At 69.6% G+C, this 19,510-nt stretch carries 19 protein-coding genes; 17 read left to right on the forward strand and 2 right to left on the reverse strand.

All coding sequences use genetic code 11. The features are described 5' to 3' along the window. The first annotated feature begins 27 nt into the window (after nucleotides 1-27). From pheS to MELE44368_RS20570, 11 genes are all read left to right on the forward strand, one after another. Nucleotides 28-1,071 carry a phenylalanine--tRNA ligase subunit alpha gene (gene pheS, locus MELE44368_RS20520; RefSeq protein WP_128110186.1) on the forward strand — a complete coding sequence of 348 codons (1,044 nt, stop codon included), beginning with the start codon at nucleotides 28-30 and terminating at the stop codon, nucleotides 1,069-1,071. Further along, a complete protein-coding gene (gene pheT, locus MELE44368_RS20525) occupies nucleotides 1,071-3,572 on the forward strand; it encodes a phenylalanine--tRNA ligase subunit beta (protein ID WP_128110187.1) in 2,502 nt (833 codons plus the stop codon). Before pheS ends, pheT begins: the two co-directional genes overlap by 1 nt. Nucleotides 3,573-3,629: 57 nt before the next feature. Next, entirely contained in the window at nucleotides 3,630-4,664 is a 1,035-nt protein-coding gene (argC, locus tag MELE44368_RS20530) for an N-acetyl-gamma-glutamyl-phosphate reductase (RefSeq protein ID WP_128110188.1), read from the forward strand. Next, entirely contained in the window at nucleotides 4,661-5,875 is a 1,215-nt protein-coding gene (argJ, locus tag MELE44368_RS20535) for a bifunctional glutamate N-acetyltransferase/amino-acid acetyltransferase ArgJ (protein ID WP_128110189.1), read from the forward strand. Before argC ends, argJ begins: the two co-directional genes overlap by 4 nt. Next, nucleotides 5,872-6,744 (forward strand): acetylglutamate kinase, encoded by an 873-nt coding sequence (gene argB, locus MELE44368_RS20540; protein WP_128110190.1) that lies wholly within the window; start codon nucleotides 5,872-5,874, stop codon nucleotides 6,742-6,744. The genes argJ and argB overlap by 4 nt, the downstream gene beginning before the upstream one ends. Next, nucleotides 6,741-7,919, forward strand: a complete 1,179-nt coding sequence (locus MELE44368_RS20545) for an acetylornithine transaminase (protein WP_128110191.1) — start codon at nucleotides 6,741-6,743, stop codon at nucleotides 7,917-7,919. Before argB ends, MELE44368_RS20545 begins: the two co-directional genes overlap by 4 nt. After that, a complete protein-coding gene (gene argF, locus MELE44368_RS20550) occupies nucleotides 7,916-8,845 on the forward strand; it encodes an ornithine carbamoyltransferase (protein WP_128110192.1) in 930 nt (309 codons plus the stop codon). Before MELE44368_RS20545 ends, argF begins: the two co-directional genes overlap by 4 nt. Next, entirely contained in the window at nucleotides 8,842-9,333 is a 492-nt protein-coding gene (locus MELE44368_RS20555) for an arginine repressor (protein ID WP_128110193.1), read from the forward strand. Before argF ends, MELE44368_RS20555 begins: the two co-directional genes overlap by 4 nt. Before the next feature lie 2 nt (nucleotides 9,334-9,335). Continuing rightward, entirely contained in the window at nucleotides 9,336-10,547 is a 1,212-nt protein-coding gene (locus MELE44368_RS20560; RefSeq protein WP_128110194.1) for an argininosuccinate synthase, read from the forward strand. 79 nt (nucleotides 10,548-10,626) lie between these two features. After that, nucleotides 10,627-12,039, forward strand: a complete 1,413-nt coding sequence (argH, locus tag MELE44368_RS20565; protein WP_128110195.1) for an argininosuccinate lyase — start codon at nucleotides 10,627-10,629, stop codon at nucleotides 12,037-12,039. Beyond that, nucleotides 12,036-12,911 carry an alpha/beta hydrolase gene (locus tag MELE44368_RS20570; protein WP_128110196.1) on the forward strand — a complete coding sequence of 292 codons (876 nt, stop codon included), beginning with the start codon at nucleotides 12,036-12,038 and terminating at the stop codon, nucleotides 12,909-12,911. The genes argH and MELE44368_RS20570 overlap by 4 nt, the downstream gene beginning before the upstream one ends. Here the strand turns inward: MELE44368_RS20570 and MELE44368_RS26760 are convergent. Together MELE44368_RS26760 and MELE44368_RS20580 are read right to left on the reverse strand one after the other, a co-directional pair. Continuing rightward, complete coding sequence (locus MELE44368_RS26760) at nucleotides 12,908-13,390, reverse strand: RAD23 family protein (RefSeq protein ID WP_164890178.1); 483 nt, start codon at nucleotides 13,388-13,390, stop codon at nucleotides 12,908-12,910. The two genes, MELE44368_RS20570 and MELE44368_RS26760, sit on opposite strands and share 4 nt — an antisense overlap. 22 nt (nucleotides 13,391-13,412) lie before the next feature. Next, nucleotides 13,413-15,164 carry an ABC-F family ATP-binding cassette domain-containing protein gene (locus tag MELE44368_RS20580; RefSeq protein ID WP_128110197.1) on the reverse strand — a complete coding sequence of 584 codons (1,752 nt, stop codon included), beginning with the start codon at nucleotides 15,162-15,164 and terminating at the stop codon, nucleotides 13,413-13,415. A 126-nt stretch (nucleotides 15,165-15,290) separates the two neighbouring features. Between MELE44368_RS20580 and MELE44368_RS20585 the strand changes: the two genes are divergently transcribed. From MELE44368_RS20585 to phnH, 6 genes are read left to right on the forward strand one after another with little or no spacing between them, the layout of a single operon-like run. Then, the gene (locus MELE44368_RS20585) at nucleotides 15,291-16,181 is read left to right on the forward strand and encodes a phosphate/phosphite/phosphonate ABC transporter substrate-binding protein (RefSeq protein ID WP_128110198.1); all 891 of its coding nucleotides are present in this window, start codon (nucleotides 15,291-15,293) and stop codon (nucleotides 16,179-16,181) included. Between the two features lies 1 nt (nucleotide 16,182). Beyond that, a complete protein-coding gene (gene phnC / locus MELE44368_RS20590; protein ID WP_241566705.1) occupies nucleotides 16,183-16,980 on the forward strand; it encodes a phosphonate ABC transporter ATP-binding protein in 798 nt (265 codons plus the stop codon). Continuing rightward, nucleotides 16,977-17,810, forward strand: a complete 834-nt coding sequence (phnE, locus tag MELE44368_RS20595; RefSeq protein WP_046753191.1) for a phosphonate ABC transporter, permease protein PhnE — start codon at nucleotides 16,977-16,979, stop codon at nucleotides 17,808-17,810. The genes phnC and phnE overlap by 4 nt, the downstream gene beginning before the upstream one ends. Continuing rightward, nucleotides 17,807-18,541 carry a GntR family transcriptional regulator gene (locus MELE44368_RS20600; RefSeq protein WP_128110199.1) on the forward strand — a complete coding sequence of 245 codons (735 nt, stop codon included), beginning with the start codon at nucleotides 17,807-17,809 and terminating at the stop codon, nucleotides 18,539-18,541. Before phnE ends, MELE44368_RS20600 begins: the two co-directional genes overlap by 4 nt. Then, nucleotides 18,538-18,951 carry a phosphonate C-P lyase system protein PhnG gene (locus MELE44368_RS20605; RefSeq protein WP_128110200.1) on the forward strand — a complete coding sequence of 138 codons (414 nt, stop codon included), beginning with the start codon at nucleotides 18,538-18,540 and terminating at the stop codon, nucleotides 18,949-18,951. Before MELE44368_RS20600 ends, MELE44368_RS20605 begins: the two co-directional genes overlap by 4 nt. Beyond that, nucleotides 18,948-19,508, forward strand: coding sequence for a phosphonate C-P lyase system protein PhnH (phnH, locus tag MELE44368_RS20610; protein WP_128110201.1), 561 nt, complete (start codon nucleotides 18,948-18,950; stop codon nucleotides 19,506-19,508). Before MELE44368_RS20605 ends, phnH begins: the two co-directional genes overlap by 4 nt. Nucleotides 19,509-19,510: the final 2 nt, after the last annotated feature.

Genomic DNA, 19,510 nt, shown 5'->3' on the forward strand with positions numbered 1-19,510 from the left:
GATTCCGGCGTCGCCTATGATCGCCGGGTGGCTGATCAGCCCATAGACCTGTCCGAAGACGCGCTGACCGAGGTCGTCGGCGGGGCCCTGCGCGCCTTCGAGCAGGCCGCCGACCTCGAGGCGCTGGCGCACGCCAAGACCGAACATCTCGGCGACCGCTCACCGATCGCGCTTGCCCGTCAGTCGCTCGGCACGCTGCCCAAGGCCGATCGCGCCGACGCGGGCAAGCGCGTGAACGTGGCCCGCGGCGAAGTGCAACGGGCATACGACGAACGCCTGGCCGTGCTGCGCGCCGAACGCGACGCCGCCGTGCTGGTCGCCGAGCGCATCGACGTCACGCTGCCGACGACGCGGACGCTCCTCGGCGCCCGCCACCCGATCACGATCCTGGCCGAGCATGTCGCCGACGCCTTCGTCGCGATGGGCTGGGAGCTGGCCGAGGGCCCCGAGGTGGAATCCGAGCAGTTCAACTTCGACGCGCTGAACTTCCCGCTCGACCACCCGGCCCGCAGCGAACAGGACACCTTCTACATCGCGCCGGAAGGATCGCGGCAGGTGCTGCGCACCCACACCTCGCCCGTGCAGATCCGGGCGCTGCTGCAGCGTGAGCTGCCGGTCTACATCATCTCGATCGGTCGCACGTTTCGCACCGACGAACTCGACGCCACCCACACCCCGGTCTTTCACCAGGTCGAGGGGCTCGCGGTGGACAAGAACCTGACGATGGCGCACCTGCGCGGCACGCTGGACGCGTTCGCCCGCTCGCAGTTCGGGCCCGCGGGCCGCACCAGGTTCCGTCCGCACTTCTTCCCGTTCACCGAGCCCTCCGCCGAGGTGGACATCTGGTTCGAGGACAAAAAGGGCGGTCCCGGCTGGGTGGAGTGGGGTGGCTGCGGCATGGTCAACCCGAACGTGTTGCGCGCCTGCGGCATCGACCCCGACATCTACTCCGGATTCGCCTTCGGCATGGGATTGGAACGAACCTTGCAGTTCCGCAACGGAATTCCTGATATGCGCGACATGGTCGAAGGCGACGTCCGGTTCTCGCTGCCGTTCGGGGTCGGGGCCTGATGCGGCTGCCGTACAGCTGGCTGCGCGACGCGGTGTCGGCCGGTGCGCCGGGCTGGGAGGTCGGCCCCGCCGAACTCGAACAGACGCTGATCCGCATCGGCCACGAGATCGAAGAGGTCATCCCGGTCGGCCCGGTCAGCGGGCCGCTGACCGTCGGACGGGTGGCCGACATCGAGGAACTCACCGAGTTCAAGAAGCCCATCCGCGCCGTCAAGGTCGACGTCGGCGAACCCGATCCGCGCCATATCGTGTGCGGTGCGACCAATTTCGTCGTCGGCGACCTGGTCGTGGTGGCGCTGCCGGGCGCAGTGTTACCAAGTACGGCGACATCCGGCGGTATCACGATCAGCAGCCGCAAGACCTACGGACGCACCAGCGACGGCATGATCTGTTCGGCCGCCGAGCTGAACCTCGGCGTCGACCACTCCGGCATCCTCGTGCTGCCCGCGGGCACCGCCGAACCGGGCGCCCCGGCCGCCGACGTGCTCGGCCTCGACGACGTCGTCTTCCACCTGGCCATCACCCCCGACCGCGGCTACTGCCTGTCGGTGCGCGGGATGGCCCGCGAGATCGCCAACGCCTACGACCTGGACTTCGTCGACCCCGCCGACGTGCCCGCACTGCCCGCCGACGACGAGGCGCTGCCGGTGACCGTGCAGGACGGCACCGGCGTCCTGCGGTTCGCCCTGCGCCCGGTCACCGGCATCGACCCGGCCGCCGTGTCGCCGTGGTGGTTGCAGCGCCGGCTGCTGCTGTCGGGCATCCGCGCGATCTCGCCGGCCGTCGACGTCACCAACTACGTGATGCTCGAACTCGGCCATCCGATGCACGCCCACGACCGCAACCTGATCACCGGCGGGTTCGCGGTGCGGTTCGCCGAGCCGGGGGAGACGGTCGTCACGCTCGACGACGTCGAACGCCGGCTCGATCCCGGTGACGTGCTGATCGTCGACGAAGTCGCCACCGCCGCCATCGGCGGGGTGATGGGCGCCGGCACCACCGAGGTCCGCGACAGCACCACCGACGTGCTGCTGGAAGCCGCGGTCTGGGACCCGGCGGCGGTGTCGCGCACGCAGCGGCGCCTGCACCTCTACAGCGAGGCGGGGCGCCGCTACGAGCGCGGGGTGGACCCGGCGGTCTCCGTGGCCGCGCTGGACCGCTGCGCCGCGCTGTTGGCCGACATCGCCGGTGGCACAGCCCAACCCGCGTTGACCGACTGGCGAGGGGATCCGCCCCGCGACGACTGGTCGCAGCCCCCGGTGCGCATGCCCGTCGACCTGCCCGACCGCACCGCGGGCATCCGGTACGCGCCCGGCACCACCGAGAAACGGCTGACCCAGATCGGCGCCGGCGTCGTCGTCGCCGACGGCCAGGTGACCGCCGTTCCGCCCAGCTGGCGCCCCGACCTGCGTCAGCCGGCCGATCTGGTCGAAGAGGTGCTGCGGCTGGAGGGCTTGGAGCAGATCCCGTCGGTGCTGCCGCTGGCCCCGGCCGGACGGGGGCTGACCGCGGAGCAGAAACGCCGGCGTGCGGTCGGAAAAGCGTTGGCGTTCAACGGCTATGTCGAGATCCTGCCGACACCGTTCCTGTCTGCCGCGGTGTTCGACCAGTGGGGCCTGCCGCCCGAGGACGCGCGCCGCTCGACGGTTCAGGTGCTCAACCCGCTGGAAGCCGACCGCCCACACCTGGCCACCACGTTGCTGCCGGGTCTGCTGGAGGCATTGCATCGCAACGTGTCGCGCGGCGCCGCCGACGTGTCCCTGTTCGCGATCGCCCAGGTGGTCATCCCCACGGATCAGACCCGCCCGGTCGAACGGATTCCGACCGATCGACGGCCCACCGACGAGGAGATCGCGGCGCTGGACGCGTCGCTGCCGCGACAGCCGCAACATGTCGCCGCGGTGTTGGCCGGGCAGCGCGAACCGGACGGTCCGTGGGGGCCGGGGCGTCCCGCCGAAGCCGGCGACGCGTTCGAGGCGGTGCGGCTCATCGGCCGCGTCACGGGCGTCGACTTCATCCTGCGGCCCGCGCAGTACCTGCCGTGGCACCCCGGCCGGTGCGCGGAGGTGCTCGTCGGCGACACCGTCGTCGGCCATGCGGGCGAGTTGCATCCCGCGGTGGTCGAACGCTCGGGGCTGCCCAAGCGCACCTGTGCCGTCGAACTCGACCTCGACGCGATCCCGATCGTCGAGACCCGGCCCGCCCCGTCGGTGTCGCCGTTCCCCGCGGTGTTCCAGGACATCAGCCTGGTGGTCGATGCCGAGGTCACGGCGCAGAGCGTCATCGAGGCCGTGCGCGCGGGCGCCGGGCCGCTGATCGAGGACGTGCGGCTGTTCGACGTCTACACCGGGCCGCAGATCGGCGAGGGCCGCAAGTCGCTCGCCCTGGCGCTCCGGTTCCGTGCCCCGGACCGTACGCTGACCGAGGACGAGGCCAGCGCCGCGCGCGAGGCGGCGGTGCAGGCGGCGGCCGAGCGCGTCGGCGCCGTGCTCAGGGGCTGAACCCCTCCGCGGTTAATGGATTTGCATCAGTATGCATAACCATGCAGAATTGCGCGCATGGTTTCTGTCGCTGTGGCCGGTGCCAGCGGATACGCCGGCGGAGAGATTCTGCGCCTTCTATTGGGCCATCCCGCCTGCGCCGACGGGCGACTGCGCATCGGCGCGGTGACGGCCGCCGCGAGCGCGGGCACGCCGCTGGCCGAGCACCATCCGCACCTGTTGCCGCTGGCCAACCGGGTGCTGGAGGCCACCGACGCCGACACGCTGAGCGGCCACGACGTGGTCTTCCTGGCCCTGCCGCACGGGCACTCCGCCGCGCTGGCCGAACAACTCGGCCCCGAGGTGCTGATCGTGGACTGCGGCGCCGACTTCCGGCTGAGCGACCCAGCAGCCTGGGACCGGTTCTACGGCTCACCCCATGCCGGTAGCTGGCCCTACGGGCTGCCCGAAATGCCCGGGGCGCGCGACCGGCTGCGTGGCGCCAAACGCATCGCGGTGCCCGGGTGCTATCCGACCGCCGCGCTGCTGGCGCTGTGGCCGGCCGTCGCCGAGGACCTCATCGACCCGGCGATCACCGTGGTGTCCGTGAGCGGCACCTCGGGAGCGGGCAAGGCGGCCAAACCGGATCTGCTCGGCTCGGAGGTGATCGGCTCGGCGCGGGCGTACAACGTCGGCGGCAAGCATCGCCACACCCCGGAGATCGCGCAGGGCCTCAGGAGCCTCACCGACAAGGACGTCACCGTGTCGTTCACGCCGGTGCTGATCCCGGCGTCGCGCGGCATCCTGGCCACCTGCACGGCCCGCACCGACGCGACGCTGTCGCAGATCCGCGCGGCCTACGAAAAGGCCTATGACGCCGAACCTTTCGTGTACCTGCTGCCCGAGGGGCAACTGCCCAAGACCGGCTCGGTGCTCGGCAGCAACGCCGCGCAGCTGGCCGTCGCCCTGGACGAGGATGCGAAGACGTTCGTCGCCATCGCGGCGATCGACAACCTCGTCAAGGGCACCGGTGGCGCGGCGGTGCAGTCGATGAACCTCGCGTTGGGCTGGCCGGAGACCGAGGGGCTGTCGATCGTGGGGATCGCGCCGTGACCGAGACCTCGACACAGAGCCGGCTCCTTCGCAGCCAGGGCGTCACCGCTCCCGCCGGCTTCCGCGCGACCGGGATCGCCGCCGGCATCAAGGCGTCGGGCGCCCTTGACCTGGCGCTGGTGTTCAACGAGGGCCCCGACTACGCCGCCGCGGGGGTGTTCACCCGAAACCAGGTGAAAGCCGCACCGGTGCTGTGGTCACAGCAGGTGCTCACCACCGGGCGGCTGCGGGCGGTCATCCTCAACTCCGGCGGCGCCAACGCCTGCACCGGACCGCAGGGCTTCCAGGACACCCACGCCACCGCCGAAGCCGTCGCCGCCGCGCTGTCGGACTGGGGCACCGAGACCGGCGCGATCGAGGTCGCCGTCTGCTCCACCGGACTGATCGGCGACCGGCTGCCGATGGACAAGGTGCTGCCAGGAGTCACCGAGATCGTGCACGAGCTGGCGGGCGGGCTCACCGGCGGGGAAGAAGCCGCGCGGGCCATCATGACCACCGACACCGTGCCCAAGCAGGTCGCGCTGCACCACCCGGGCAACTGGACGGTCGGCGGGATGGCCAAGGGCGCCGGCATGATCGCGCCCTCGCTGGCGACGATGCTGTGCGTGCTGACCACCGACGCCGTCGCGGACGCCGCCGCGCTGGATGCGGCGCTGCGCAAGGCCGCCGCGCAGACATTCGAACGGCTCGACATCGACGGCAGCTGCTCGACCAACGACACCGTGCTGCTGCTGGCCTCGGGCGCCAGCGAGATCAGGCCGAGCCAAAGCGATCTCGACGACGCGGTGCTGCGCGTGTGCGACGACCTGTGCCGCCAACTGCAGGCCGACGCCGAAGGGGTTACCAAGCGCATCACCGTCACCGTGGCGGGTGCGGCCTCCGAAGCGGATGCGCTCACCGTCGCCCGTATCGTGGCCCGCGACAGCCTGGTGAAGACCGCGCTGTTCGGCTCCGACCCGAACTGGGGCCGGGTGCTCGCCGCCGTCGGCATGGCGCCGTTCACCCTCGACACCGACCGGATCACCGTGGCGTTCAACGGTTTCCCGGTATGCGCGAACCTCACGGGTCTGCCCGGCGCCCGTGAGATCGACCTGTCCGGCGCCGACATCGACGTCACCGTCGACCTGGGCGTCGGCGAGGCGCGGGCCAGCGTCCGCACCACCGACCTGTCGCACGCCTACGTCGAAGAGAACTCGGCATACAGCTCATGAGCATCGAAACCCCCCTCAAGGCAAAGGTTCTGGCCGCCGCGCTGCCGTGGCTCAAACAGATTCACGGCAAGATCGTGGTGGTCAAGTACGGCGGCAACGCCATGACCGATGACGTGCTGAAGGCCGCGTTCGCCGCCGACATGGTGTTTCTGCGCAACTGCGGTATCTACCCCGTCGTCGTCCACGGCGGCGGGCCGCAGATCAGCGCCATGCTCAACCGGCTGGGCATCGAGGGCGATTTCAAGGGCGGCTTCCGGGTGACGACGCCCGAGGTGCTCGACGTCGTGCGGATGGTGCTGTTCGGTCAGGTCGGCCGCGAACTGGTCAACCTCATCAACGCCCACGGCCCGTACGCGGTCGGCATCACCGGCGAGGACGCGCACCTGTTCACCGCGGTGCGGCGCAACGTCACCGTCGACGGTGTGGCCACCGACATCGGGCTGGTCGGCGACGTGGAGAGCGTCGACGCCGACGCGTTGCGCGATCTCATCGCCGCCGGCCGGATTCCGGTGGTGTCGACGATCGCCCCGGACAGCGACGGGGTGGTGCACAACATCAACGCCGACACCGCCGCCGCCGCGCTCGCCGAGGCGCTCGGCGCCGAGAAGCTGGTGATGCTCACCGACGTCGAGGGCCTCTACACCCGCTGGCCGGACCGGGACTCACTGGTCAGCCAGATCGACACGGCAGCGCTCGCCGAGCTGGTGCCGACGCTGCAGTCGGGCATGGTCCCGAAGATCGAAGCGTGCATGCGGGCGGTGTCGGGCGGGGTGCCCAGTGCGCACGTCATCGACGGCCGGGTCGAACACTGCGTGCTCGTCGAACTGTTCACCGACGAGGGGACCGGAACCAAGGTGATACCAGCATGACGCTTTTGGACAGATGGCAGACGGTGATGATGAACAACTACGGCACTCCGCCGCTCGCGCTGGTCAGCGGTGACGGCGCGGTCGTGACCGACGCCGACGGCAAGACCTATGTGGATCTGCTCGGCGGCATCGCGGTCAACATCCTCGGCCACCGCCATCCCGCGGTGATCGAGGCGGTCACCCGCCAGCTCAACACGCTGGGGCACACGTCGAACCTGTATGTCACCGAGCCCGGTGTCGCGCTGGCCGAGGCGCTGGTGGCGCTGTTGGGCGCCGGTCCGGCGAAGGTGTTCTTCTGCAACTCGGGCACCGAAGCCAACGAGGTGGCGTTCAAGCTCACCCGGCTCACCGGGCGCACCAAACTCGTTGCCGCCCAAGGCGCTTTCCACGGCCGCACAATGGGTTCGCTGGCACTGACCGGTCAGCCGGCCAAGCAGGCCCCGTTCGCGCCGTTGCCGGGCGACGTCACCTTCGTGCCGTACGGCGACGTCGACGCGCTCGCGCAAGCGGTCGAAGCGGACACCGCCGCGGTGTTCCTCGAGCCGATCATGGGGGAGGGCGGCGTGGTCGTGCCGCCGCCCGGTTATCTGGTGGCCGCCCGCGAGATCACCGCGGAGCACGGCGCGCTGCTGGTGCTCGACGAAGTGCAGACCGGAATGGGCCGCACCGGAGCGTTTTTCGCCCACCAGCACGACGGCATCGTGCCCGACGTGGTCACGCTGGCCAAGGGCCTCGGCGGTGGGCTGCCGATCGGTGCGTGCATCGCCGTCGGGGCCACAGCCGAGCTGATGACCCCCGGGCTGCACGGCAGCACATTCGGCGGCAACCCGGTGTGCACGGCGGCCGCGCTTGCCGTGCTGCGGGTGCTGGCCGACGACGACCTGACCGGTCGTGCCGACGTCCTCGGCAAGACGATCGCCTCGGGTATCGAGGACCTCGAGCATCCGCTGGTCGACCGTGTGCGCGGCCGCGGCCTGTTGTGCGGCATCGTGCTCACCTCGCCGGCGGCCAAACCCGTCGAGGAGGCCGCCCGCGCCGCCGGGTTCCTGGTCAACGCGGCCGCCCCCGAAGTGGTGCGGCTGGCCCCGCCGCTGGTCATCACCGAGGAACAGGTCGACGCGTTTCTCGGCGCCCTGCCCGCGGTCCTCGACACCGCTGCGGAGGCGGCCTCATGACGCGGCATTTCCTGCGCGACGACGACCTCACGCCCGAGGAGCAGGCCGAGGTGCTCGCCCTGGCGGCCGAGTTGAAACGCGAGCCGACGAAGCGCCGCCCGCTGGAGGGGCCCCGCGGTGTGGCGGTCATCTTCGACAAGAACTCCACCCGCACCCGGTTCTCCTTCGAGATGGGCATCGCCCAGCTCGGCGGCCACGCCGTGGTCGTCGACGGCCGCAACACCCAGCTCGGCCGGGACGAGACGCTGCAGGACACCGGCCGGGTGCTGTCGCGCTACGTCGACGCGATCGTGTGGCGCACGTTCGAGCAGGAGCGGCTGACCGCGATGGCCTCGGGTGCGAGCGTCCCGGTCGTCAACGCGCTCTCCGACGAGTTCCACCCCTGCCAGGTGCTCGCCGACCTGCAGACGCTGGCCGAGCGCAAGGGCGCGCTGGCCGGGCTGCGGCTGGCCTACTTCGGCGACGGCGCCAACAACATGGCCCACTCGCTGATGCTGGGCGGGGTGACCGCCGGTGTGCACGTCACGGTCGCCGCGCCGCCCGGGTTCGCGCCGCACCCCGAGTTCGTCGCGGCCGCCGAGAAACGCGCGGCGCAGACGGGTGCGACGGTGACGCTGACCGACGACGCGCGCCGCGCCGCCGACGGCGTCGACGTGCTGGTCACCGACACCTGGACGTCGATGGGGCAGGAGGACGACGGACTGGACCGCGTCGGGCCGTTTCAGCCGTTCCAGCTCAACACCGAGCTGCTTGCGCTGGCTGACCGCGAAGCTGTTGTGCTGCACTGCCTTCCGGCGCACCGTGGCCATGAGATCACCGACGAGGTGATCGACGGGCCGCAGAGCGCGGTGTGGGACGAGGCCGAGAACCGGCTGCACGCACAGAAGGCGCTGCTGGTGTGGCTGCTGGAGAAGGGCCGGAAATGACGTCGGCGACCACCCGCGCCGGCAGGCAGGCCCGCATCATCGCGATCCTGTCGTCGCAATCGGTGCACAGCCAGACCGAACTCGCCGCGATGCTGGCCGCCGAGGGCATCGAGGTGACCCAGGCGACGCTGTCGCGCGACCTCGAGGAACTCGGCGCGGTGAAGTTGCGCGGCGCCAACGGCGGCGTCGGCGTGTACGTCGTGCCCGAGGACGGCAGCCCGGTGCGGGGCGTCTCCGGCGGCACCGACCGGATGGCGCGGCTGCTCCCCGAGTTGCTGGTGTCCACCGACTCCAGCGGTAACCTCGCCGTCCTGCGCACCCCGCCCGGCGCGGCGCACTACCTCGCCAGCGCGATGGACCGGGCGGCGCTGCCCTACGTGGTCGGTACGGTCGCCGGTGACGACACCATCCTGGTGGTGGCGCGCGAGCCCATGACAGGGGCGCAGCTGGCGGCCAAGCTTGAAAGCTTTCAACAAGGAGGAGATTAGGTATGCCACAACCGGGGCCCGAGCGCGTCATCCTGGCGTATTCCGGCGGTCTGGACACCTCGGTGGCGATCAGCTGGATCGGCAAGGAGACCGGTCGCGAGGTGGTCGCCGTCGCGATCGACCTCGGTCAGGGCGGCGAAGACATGGAGGTGGTCCGGCAGCGGGCCCTCGACTGCGGTGCGGTCGAGGCCGTGGTCGTCGACGCCAGAGACGAATTCGCCGAGCAGTACTGCCTGCCCGCCATCCAGTCGAACGCGCTCTACATGGATCGCTATCCGCTGGTGTCGGCGCTGAGCCGGCCGCTGATCGTCAAGCATCTGGTGGCCGCGGCGCGTGAGCACGGCGGCGGGATCGTCGCCCACGGCTGTACCGGAAAGGGCAACGACCAGGTCCGCTTCGAGGCCGGGTTCGCTTCGCTGGCACCGGATCTGCAGGTGCTGGCGCCCGTCCGCGACTACGCGTGGACCCGGGAGAAGGCGATCGCGTTCGCCGAGGAGAACGCGATCCCGATCAACGTCACCAAGCGGTCGCCGTTCTCCATCGACCAGAACGTATGGGGGCGCGCCGTGGAGACCGGGTTCCTCGAGCATCTGTGGAATGCGCCGACCAAGGACGTCTTCGAGTACACCGAGGACCCGACCGTCAACTGGAGCACCCCCGACGAGGTGATCGTCGGGTTCGAGCGCGGGGTGCCGGTGTCGATCGACGGCCGGCCGGTGACGGTGCTGCAGGCCATCGAGGAGCTCAACCGCCGCGCCGGCGAGCAGGGGGTCGGCAGGCTCGACGTCGTCGAGGACCGGCTGGTGGGCATCAAGAGCCGCGAAATCTACGAGGCGCCAGGGGCGATGGTGCTGATCACCGCGCACACCGAGCTCGAGCACGTGACGCTGGAACGCGAACTCGGCCGGTTCAAGCGCTCCACGGACCGTAAGTGGGGTGAGTTGGTGTATGACGGGCTGTGGTTCTCGCCGCTGAAGACCGCGCTCGAGGCGTTCGTCGACCACACCCAGCAGCGGGTCACCGGCGAGATCCGGATGGTGTTGCACGGCGGGCACATCGCGGTCAACGGCCGCCGCAGCCCCGAGTCACTGTACGACTTCAACCTGGCCACCTATGACGAGGGCGACACGTTCGATCAGTCGGCGGCCAGGGGTTTCGTGCAGATCCACGGCCTGTCGTCGAGCATCGCCGCCCGCCGGGACCTTGGTTCATGACGCCGAACAGACGCCAATACCCCCAAAACACCGCGTTTCGGGGGGATTTCACGTCTTCTCGCGGGGGAGGGCTGACCCCGTGAGCACCAACGAGGGCTCGCTGTGGGGCGGCCGGTTCGCCGACGGCCCCTCGGACGCTCTCGCCGCGCTGAGCAAGTCCACGCATTTCGACTGGGTGCTCGCCCCGTATGACATCCAGGCCTCCAAGGCCCACGCGCAGGTGCTGTTCAACGCCGGCCTGCTGACCGACGAGCAGCGCGACGGGCTGCTGAGCGGGCTGGACCAGTTGGCCGCCGATGTCGCCGACGGCAGCTTCGGGCCGCTGCCAACCGACGAGGACGTGCACGGCGCGCTGGAACGCGGCCTCATCGACCGCGTCGGTCCCGAACTGGGGGGCCGGCTGCGGGCAGGCAGATCGCGAAACGACCAAGTGGCCACGCTGTTTCGGATGTGGCTGCGCGACGCCGTCCGACGCGTCGCCGACGGCGTGCTCGCCGTCGTCGACGCGCTGACCGCCCAGGCCGCGGCCCATCCGACCGCGATCATGCCCGGTAAGACGCATCTGCAATCGGCTCAACCCGTCCTGCTGGCCCACCACCTGCTCGCCCACGCGCATCCGCTGCTGCGCGACGTCGACCGGCTCAGCGACTTCGACAAACGAACCGCGGTGTCCCCGTATGGATCTGGGGCACTCGCGGGTTCGTCGCTGGGCCTGGACCCCGACGCCGTCGCCGCCGAACTCGGGTTCGACGCGGCAGCCGACAACTCGATCGACGCGACCGCCGCCCGGGATTTCGCCGCGGAGGCGGCGTTCGTGCTCAGCATGATCGCCGTCGACCTGTCGCGGTTGGCGGAGGACATCATCCTCTGGAGCACCACCGAATTCGGTTACGTGACCCTGCACGACGCCTGGTCGACCGGCAGCTCGATCATGCCGCAGAAGAAGAACCCCGACATCGCCGAGCTGGCGCGGGGCAAATCGGGCCGGCTGATCGGCAACCTCACCGGTCTGCTCGCCACGCTGAAAGCCCAACCGCTGGCCTACAACCGCGATCTGCAGGAAGACAAGGAACCGGTGATCGACTCGGTGGCCCAGCTGGAGCTGCTGTTGCCCGCGATGGCCGGGCTGGTCGCCACCCTGACCTTCCACGTCGACCGGATGGCCGAACTTGCGCCGCTCGGTTACACACTGGCCACTGATGTCGCCGAATGGCTTGTGCGTCAAGGTGTTCCGTTCAGACTGGCGCACGAAGCCGCCGGCGCCGCGGTGCGCGCGGCGGAAGCGCGCAAAGTCGGTCTGGAAGACCTCGACGACGACGACCTCGCCGCCATCCATCCGGCGCTGACGCCGCAGGTCCGCGAGGTGCTCACCACCGAGGGTTCGGTGAGCTCCCGCGACGCCCGCGGCGGAACGGCGCCGATCCAGGTGGCCAAACAGCTCGACGTGGTGCGCGAGACCGCCGAGCGGCTGCGACTATCGTTGAGGAGATGACCGCGCGGATCACCTTCGAGTCCGGCGGGGAGACCTGCGTCGGCTACCTCTACGGTGACCACGCCAACCCGCGCGCGTGCATCGTGATGTGCCAGGGCTTCGGCGGCACCCAGGACACCCCCGCGTTCACCGCGAACGCCGAAGGCTTCGCCGCGGCCGGTTATCGCGTATTGACCTTCGACTATCGCAAATTCGGCGAAAGTACCGGCGCGCCAAGACAATTGGTCGACATCGACGGCCAGCTCGACGACATCGCCGCCGCTATCAACCATGCCCGCGGTTTACCTGACGTCGACGCGGACCGGATCGTGCTCTGGGGCACCTCGCTGGGCGGTGCTCACGCCGTGGTGGCCGCGTCCCGGGATCCGCGTATCGCGGCGGTGATCGCGCAGATCCCCTTCAACGGGACGGCACGAAAGGTGGAGGGCCGCTCGACCGCGGCGACCCTGCGGCTGCTCTGGGCCATGACGGTCGATGCGGCGCGCGGCCTGCTGGGGCTGTCGCCGGCCTACATCAAGGCGGTCGGCGGGCCGGGGGAACTGGCGGCGATGTCCAGCACCGATGCACAGCAGACCGTCGCCGGCATGACCAGCGCCACCTGGCGCAACGAGGTGGCACCGCGGGCGTTGTTCGGGTTGATGCGCTATCGGCCGGCCGACGCGGCGCCCAAGGTGCGCGCCCCGGCGTTGGTGTGCGCCGCGGAACGCGACAAGGAGATTCCGCTGGAGCTGGTCACCCAACTCGCCGATGCGTTACCGCACGGCGTGCTGCGCACCTACCCCTGCCCGCACTTCGCGTTCTACCGTGATGACGTCCGCGAGCAGGTGCTCGCCGACCAGCTCGCGTTCCTGGACCGCGTGTTCGACAACTAATCGTCGTCGTTGCAGATGCTGACCTCGGGTCGGCCGTCGTCGATCTCGACCTCGAGGTCGAGTTCCTCAGTGCCTCGCCGGAACGCGATCTCGACCTCCTCGGGCTCCTGGTCGTCGACGCGATGCGTCCATCCGTCCGCGGGGGTCACCGACTCCAGCGTCAGGCGGCCGTCGGCGAAGGTGACGACGGCCGAACCCGCGTCGAAGACCTGGTAGCGGCCGTCCGGTGCCGGTTCGACGCGCACACACTGATCGCGCGCCGGTCGGGCGGGCGCGGCGGGACCCGTCTGGGGCACCGGTGCCGGAGCGCCCGTCTGCGGCGCCGGCGGTGTCCCGGCGGGGGCGGTGGGCGACGCCGTGGCGGTCGGGGCCGGTTCCGTGACGGTCACCGTGGACTCGGTTTCGCCCGACGATCCGCACCCGGGCAGGAGCAGCACAGCTCCCGCGAGCGCCGTGACGCCTATCGATCTGCTGTCCATCCGCTCACCCTACGCGGTGGGATCACTCGTCGGCCGCGGTCAGCCAGGCCTCCTCCAACGAGACCTTGCGGCCCTCGAGTTCCTGCAGTTCGGCGTTGAGTTCACCGAGGCGCACATGGTCGGCGGCGGCCTCGGCCATGGCCACATGCAGCCGCTCGATGCGGGCCTCGAGCTTTTCGAGTTGACCCTCGATGCGGGCCATCTCCTTGCCCGCCCGGCGTTCGCGCGCAGCCGCGGACTCGCCGCGGGCCGGCCCCGGGCGACGGTCCGCCGGTGCCGTCCGCGCGGCGGCCCGGTCGGCCAGATACTGCTCGATGCCGCCGGGCAGCAGGTCGCAGCGCCCGCCGCCGGTCAACGCGTAGGTCACGTCAGTGACGCGCTCGAGGAAGTACCTGTCGTGGGTGACGACGATCAACGTGCCCGGCCAGCCGTCGAGGTAGTCCTCGATCACGGTCAACGTGTCGATGTCGAGGTCGTTGGTTGGCTCGTCGAGCAGCAACACGTTCGGCTCGTCGAGCAGCAATCGCAAAAACTGCAGCCGGCGCTTCTCCCCACCGGACAGCTCGCCGATCCGCGCGGTGAGCTTGTCGCCGCTGAACCCGAAGTCGCGCAACAACGTCTCGGCGCTGATCTCACGTCCACCGGCCAATTCCGTGACGCGGCGGCGGTTTTCGACCGCGTCGATCACCCGTTGGGCGCCGTCCATGTCGACGAGGGCCTGGCTGAGATAACCGATCTTCAGCGTCGCGCCGCGTTTGACGGTGCCCGACGCCGGCTGCAGCTGCCCGGCCAGCAGTCGCAGCACCGACGTCTTGCCGGTGCCGTTGACGCCGACCAGCCCGATGCGCGCGCCAGGCCCGATGGACCAGTCGATCCCGTCCAGGATCACGTGCGGACCCACCTCCAGCCGCACCCGGTGCAGATCGAAGACGTCCTTCCCCAGCCGGGTAGTGGCAAAGCGTTGCAGCACAAGCGAATCACGCGGCGGCGGTTCGTTGGCGATCAATTCGTTGGCCGCCTGGATGCGGAACTTCGGCTTCGACGTGCGCGCCGGCGGGCCGCGACGCAGCCACGCCAGCTCCTTGCGCATCAGGTTCTGCCGACGCGCCTCCGCACCGGCGGCAAGGCGCATCCGCTCGGCGCGGGCCAGCACGTAAGCCGCGTAGCCGCCGTCGTAGGCGTCGACGGTCCCGTCGTGCACCTCCCACGTTCGGGTGCACACCGCGTCGAGAAACCACCGGTCATGGCTGACCACCACCAGCGCCTTGGCACTCCGCGCGTTGAGATGCCCGGCCAGCCATTCGATCACCTCGACGTCGAGGTGGTTGGTCGGCTCGTCGAGCACCAGCACGTCGTGCCCGGCGATCAACACCTCGGCCAGCGCGACCCGGCGCCGCTCACCGCCGGACAGCCGCGCGACCTCGCTTTCCAGCGCGACGCCCGACAACAGGTGGGTGACGACGTCGCGGGTGTGCGGTTCGGCCGCCCAGACATGGTCTGGCCGGCCCCCGACGATGACGTCCCGAACCGTGGTCCCCACGAAATCGTCGCCCTGGCGCAGATAACCCACCGAGAGGCCCGACGTGTGCGTGACGCGGCCCGAGTCGGGCGGCCGCGCCAACGTCAGCACCTGCAACAGGGTGGTTTTGCCGTCACCGTTGCGGCCGACGACGCCGATGGCGTCGCCTTCGTCGATACCCAGGCTGACCTGAGCGAGCAAAGTACGGGTGCCGTAGCTGACGGTGGCACGCTCGACGTTGATCAGATTCGGCATCAGCCGCGATGATATGCGGCTCGCCATACGACATTGCGTCGGCCGTCGATCGCCATTAACCCGTAGTTCGCCCTTCTCATCTAGACAACTAGATGCCAACACCAACAGCGACGAGATGAGGAATCGATGTCTGCACGCGGGTTGATCGCGAGTGCACTGACAGTGCTCACCGCAGCAGCGGTGACGGTGGGTTGTAGCAGTGATTCGTCCGACACCAGCCACCCCGGCACGGTCCGCCTCGCGGTGACCGACCTGCAGGGCCTCGAGGAACTGCAGCGCGAGTTCGGCGCCTTCAAAACGGAATTCGAGAAACAGTCGGGCCTCACGGTGGACTTCTTCGCGGTCAACGACCGCACGGCGGCGGCCGCCGCGCTGCAGGCCGACCGGGTCGACGTGGTGTTCACGGGCCCCGCCGAGTACGTCGTCATCCACGAGAAAACCGGCGCCGAGCCGATCGTGGCCATCGAGCGCGACGGCTACCGCTCGACCATCTACACCAAGGCCGACAGCGGCATCACCAGCCTGGATCAGTTGCGCGGCAAGAAGGTCGCGATGAGCGACGTGGGCTCCACCAGCGGGCATCTCGGCCCGTCCCAGATGTTGGTGGACGCCGGTCTCACGCCGGGAACCGACGTCGAGGTGCTCACGGTCGGAGACACCGTGCACCAATCCCTCAAGCGCGGCGACGTCGACGCGGTCGGAATCGGCTACCACGACTACGAGGAGTTCATGGTCGAGGACGATCCCACCCAGTACCGGGTGATCGCCGAGGGACCTGTCCTCCCGCCGGACCTGCTGATGGCACGCCAGGGGCTCGACGAGCAGACCGTCACCACGATCCGAGAGACGTTCAACGACCACTTCGACACGTTGTTGCCCGCGATGCTCGAAGGCAAGGACAACGCGAAGTACGAGAACGCCAAGCTCGTCAACGTCACCGACAAGGACTACGACGAGGTGCGTTCGATGTATCAGGCGGTCGGCGTGAACGACTTCTCCCAGTTCCTGGGCGACTGACGTGGCCGCTCCGGCTCCCCACCTCACGGCGCCGCCCGCAGCCACCGCGACGGCCATCGACGTGTCGAATCTGTCGGTGCGATATCGGCGTAACGGCGCGGTGTCGTTGTCCCGCGTGGGCCTTACGATTCCCGATGGGCAGATCGTCGCTCTGATCGGCACCAACGGGGCGGGCAAGTCGACCCTGCTGCGCTGCCTCGTCAGGCTCATCGAACCCGTGGAGGGCGCGGTCACGATCGGCGGTACCGAGGTCACCGGGGCGTCACGGCGGACCCTGCGCCAGGTTCGACAAGACGTCGGGTTCGTGTTTCAGCGTTTCCATCTGATCCCGCGGCTCACCGTGTTCCACAACGTCGTTCACGGCGCGATGGGCCGGCACGGCTCGCGCTGCGCGTGGCCGCTCATCGCACCGCGCCATGTCCGGGCTCAGGCGATGGAGGCCCTGGGCCGGGTGGACCTGGCTTCCTACGCGGGGCGTCGCGTCGAGACGCTCAGTGGTGGCCAGCAGCAGCGGGTGGCCATCGCGCGGATGCTCATGCAGCAGCCCCGCGTCATTCTGGCCGACGAACCGGTGGCCAGCCTCGATCCGGCGTCGGCGAACTCGGTGATGGACCTGATGAGCGGGATCGCGGCCGAACGCGGAGTCACCGTTGTCGTCGCATTGCATCAAATCGATCTGGCACTGCGCTACGCCGATCGGGTGGTGGCGTTGCGTAACGGCGCGGTGCAGTTCGACCGGGCAGCGCGCGATTGCGACGCGGCACAACTCAGTTCGATCTACGCCGAGGAGAGTTCGTGAGTAGGGCGGCCCTGCGGGCACGGCCAGAATCCGAGCTGCCGCCGCGAATCCGGCGGCCGAGCCTGATGACGCTGGTCATCGTGCTGGTCGTCGGCGGGTTGCTGGTGCACGGCTGGACCCAAGGTGCGACGGTCCGCCCCGATTCGTTGGCCTCCGGCGTCTTCCGCCTCGGTGAGTTCCTCGAGGACGCCGTCCCGCCTGACGCCAGCCGACTCGGCCCGATCCTGAAGGCACTGCTGGTCACGGTGGAAATGGCCTTGCTGGGCACCCTCATCGGCGCGGTGCTCAGCCTGCCCCTTGCGGTGCTGGCCGCGCGCAACACCACACCCCACTGGTCGCTGTACGCGGTGAGCCGGGCGGTGATCACCATCAGCAGGACCATCCCGGATCTGGTGTGGGGGCTGATCTTCGTGATCGCGGTGGGGCTGGGTCCGGAAGCCGGTGTGCTGGCGATCACGGTCGACGTGATGGGGTTCTGCGGACGGTTCTTCGCCGAGAGCATCGAAGACATCGACCCGGCCAGAATCGAAGGCCTGCGGGCGTTGGGCGCGCCACGCACCGGTGTCCTTGTCGGCGGCGTGATTCCGGCGTGCATGCCGTCATTCGTCACGACCTCGATGTTCGCGCTGGAGTCCTCGGCGCGGTCGTCGGTGGTGCTCGGGCTGGTCGGCGCGGGCGGCATCGGCATCGAGCTGGCCACCTCGATGACGCTGCTGCGTTACGACGAAGCGGCCACCATCATCCTGGCGATTCTCGTCGTCGTCGTTGTCTTCGAAAGGGTTTCCGCCGCGATCCGGCGACGCGTCCTGGGAGGAGGGCAGACCGCATGACCGATGTTCTCGAGGCGATCAACAGACATGCCGAGCGTCCGATCTACCGACAGTTGAGCGACCTGCTGGAGGCACGGCTGATCGGAGGGGCGCGGCCAGGGGACCGGCTGCCGAGCGAAGCGGAGCTGTCCGAGCAGTTCGACGTCAACCGCCTCACCGTCCGGCGGGCACTCAACGAACTCAGCCAACGTGGGTTGATCGAAACCGTGCACGGGAAAGGCTCTTTCGTCGCACCGCCGGTGGTGCGTTACGACATCTCCGCGCGCCGCGATGCGAGCTTCACCCACAGCATGCGCGAACTTGGCCATCAGGTGACCGTCCGGCTGATCTCCAAGGACATCGTCACGTGCAGCCCATTGCAAGACGAACTGCGCACCAATGAGGAACTGTTCGTCTGCACCACGGTGCGCCTCGTCGACGACCAACCCTGGTCGCTGTCAGTGACGTCTATCGGCGCGGAGCGGTTCCCGGGACTCACCGACGACTGGAAGGGGCGGTCATCGCTGTTCGACTTTCTGCTCGAACGCCACGGGGTGCGCATGCAACGCGCATACCGCACCTTCTCATGCCGACTTGCCCAACCATCCGAGGCCGAACACCTGCAGGTCCGGATCGGTGCTCCCGTGCTGGAGATGCGCGGCCTCAACGTCGACCAGGACCAGCACCCGGTGGCCTTGGTACAGCACCGCTTTCGGGCCGATCGCGTCCAGTTCACCGTGGATCTGACATGAGGGCACAAGACCGGTACGAAGCGTTGGCAGCCGGCGACGGGCAGGCACTGGAGGCGCTGGCCGACGAAATCCTCGCCACCGGGGTCGACGTGTCGGTGACGGCAGGACCCGAATCGGTGAGCGCCCCGGTGCGGGTCGGCGTGAGCGGATCCGGCGCCACCGTGGTTCTCGGCCACATCGCGCTGACCCGGTGCACCGCGCACGTCGACGGCGTCCGCGGTGACGGGATCCGGGCGGGCCACGACCTGACCGGCGCCCTCGCGGCGGCGATCTGTGACGCCGAATGCGAACGGGGCGGGCCTCTTTCCCCGCGTGTGCACGAGTTGTGCCGGTCGGCGCAGACCGAGGCCGCACGGCGTCGAAGCGAGCGGGCCGATCTCGTGGCGATGACCACCATGGAGGAGCCGTGAGGTGGGATCGGGTGCACGACGGGCGCACGGCGTTCCTGGCGTGCATGTGGGCGATGTGCACACCGGGCACACCGATCGAGCTTGCCTGTCTGCCGCGTATCGGGGCGCGCCCCGAACTCGACGGCGCCGCGGGCGTTCTGCTGGCTTTGCTCGACCGCGGGCTGACTCTGGGCGTATCCGGCGGGGAGGCCGCCCACCAGGTCGCCGCCGTCGTCATGGCCGAAACCGGCGCGCGGCCAGGGGACGTCGCCGACGCCGAGTGGGTGCTGGTGCACGGCGCCGCGGCCGACGCCATCGCATGCGCGCGTCGCGGCGACCGCCTGTCCCCGGAGCGTGGGGCGACGCTGGTGCTCGCCGCGGCCGCCGAACCTCATCCGGTCTCGATCGCAGGCCCGGGTGTGCACGGACAGGCCGAGGTGTGGGTTCCGCTCGACGAGGTCGCGGTACGCGCCTTCGCCGCGGCCAATTCGGCCCCACCGTGTGGTGTCGATCTCCTGATCGTAACGGGCAATTGCGTCATCGGGCTGCCCCGTAGCGTCGCCCTGGGAGTCGTGTGATG

The sequence above is a fragment of the Mycolicibacterium elephantis DSM 44368 genome (assembly GCF_004014805.1).
GTDB classification, from domain to species: domain Bacteria; phylum Actinomycetota; class Actinomycetes; order Mycobacteriales; family Mycobacteriaceae; genus Mycobacterium; species Mycobacterium elephantis.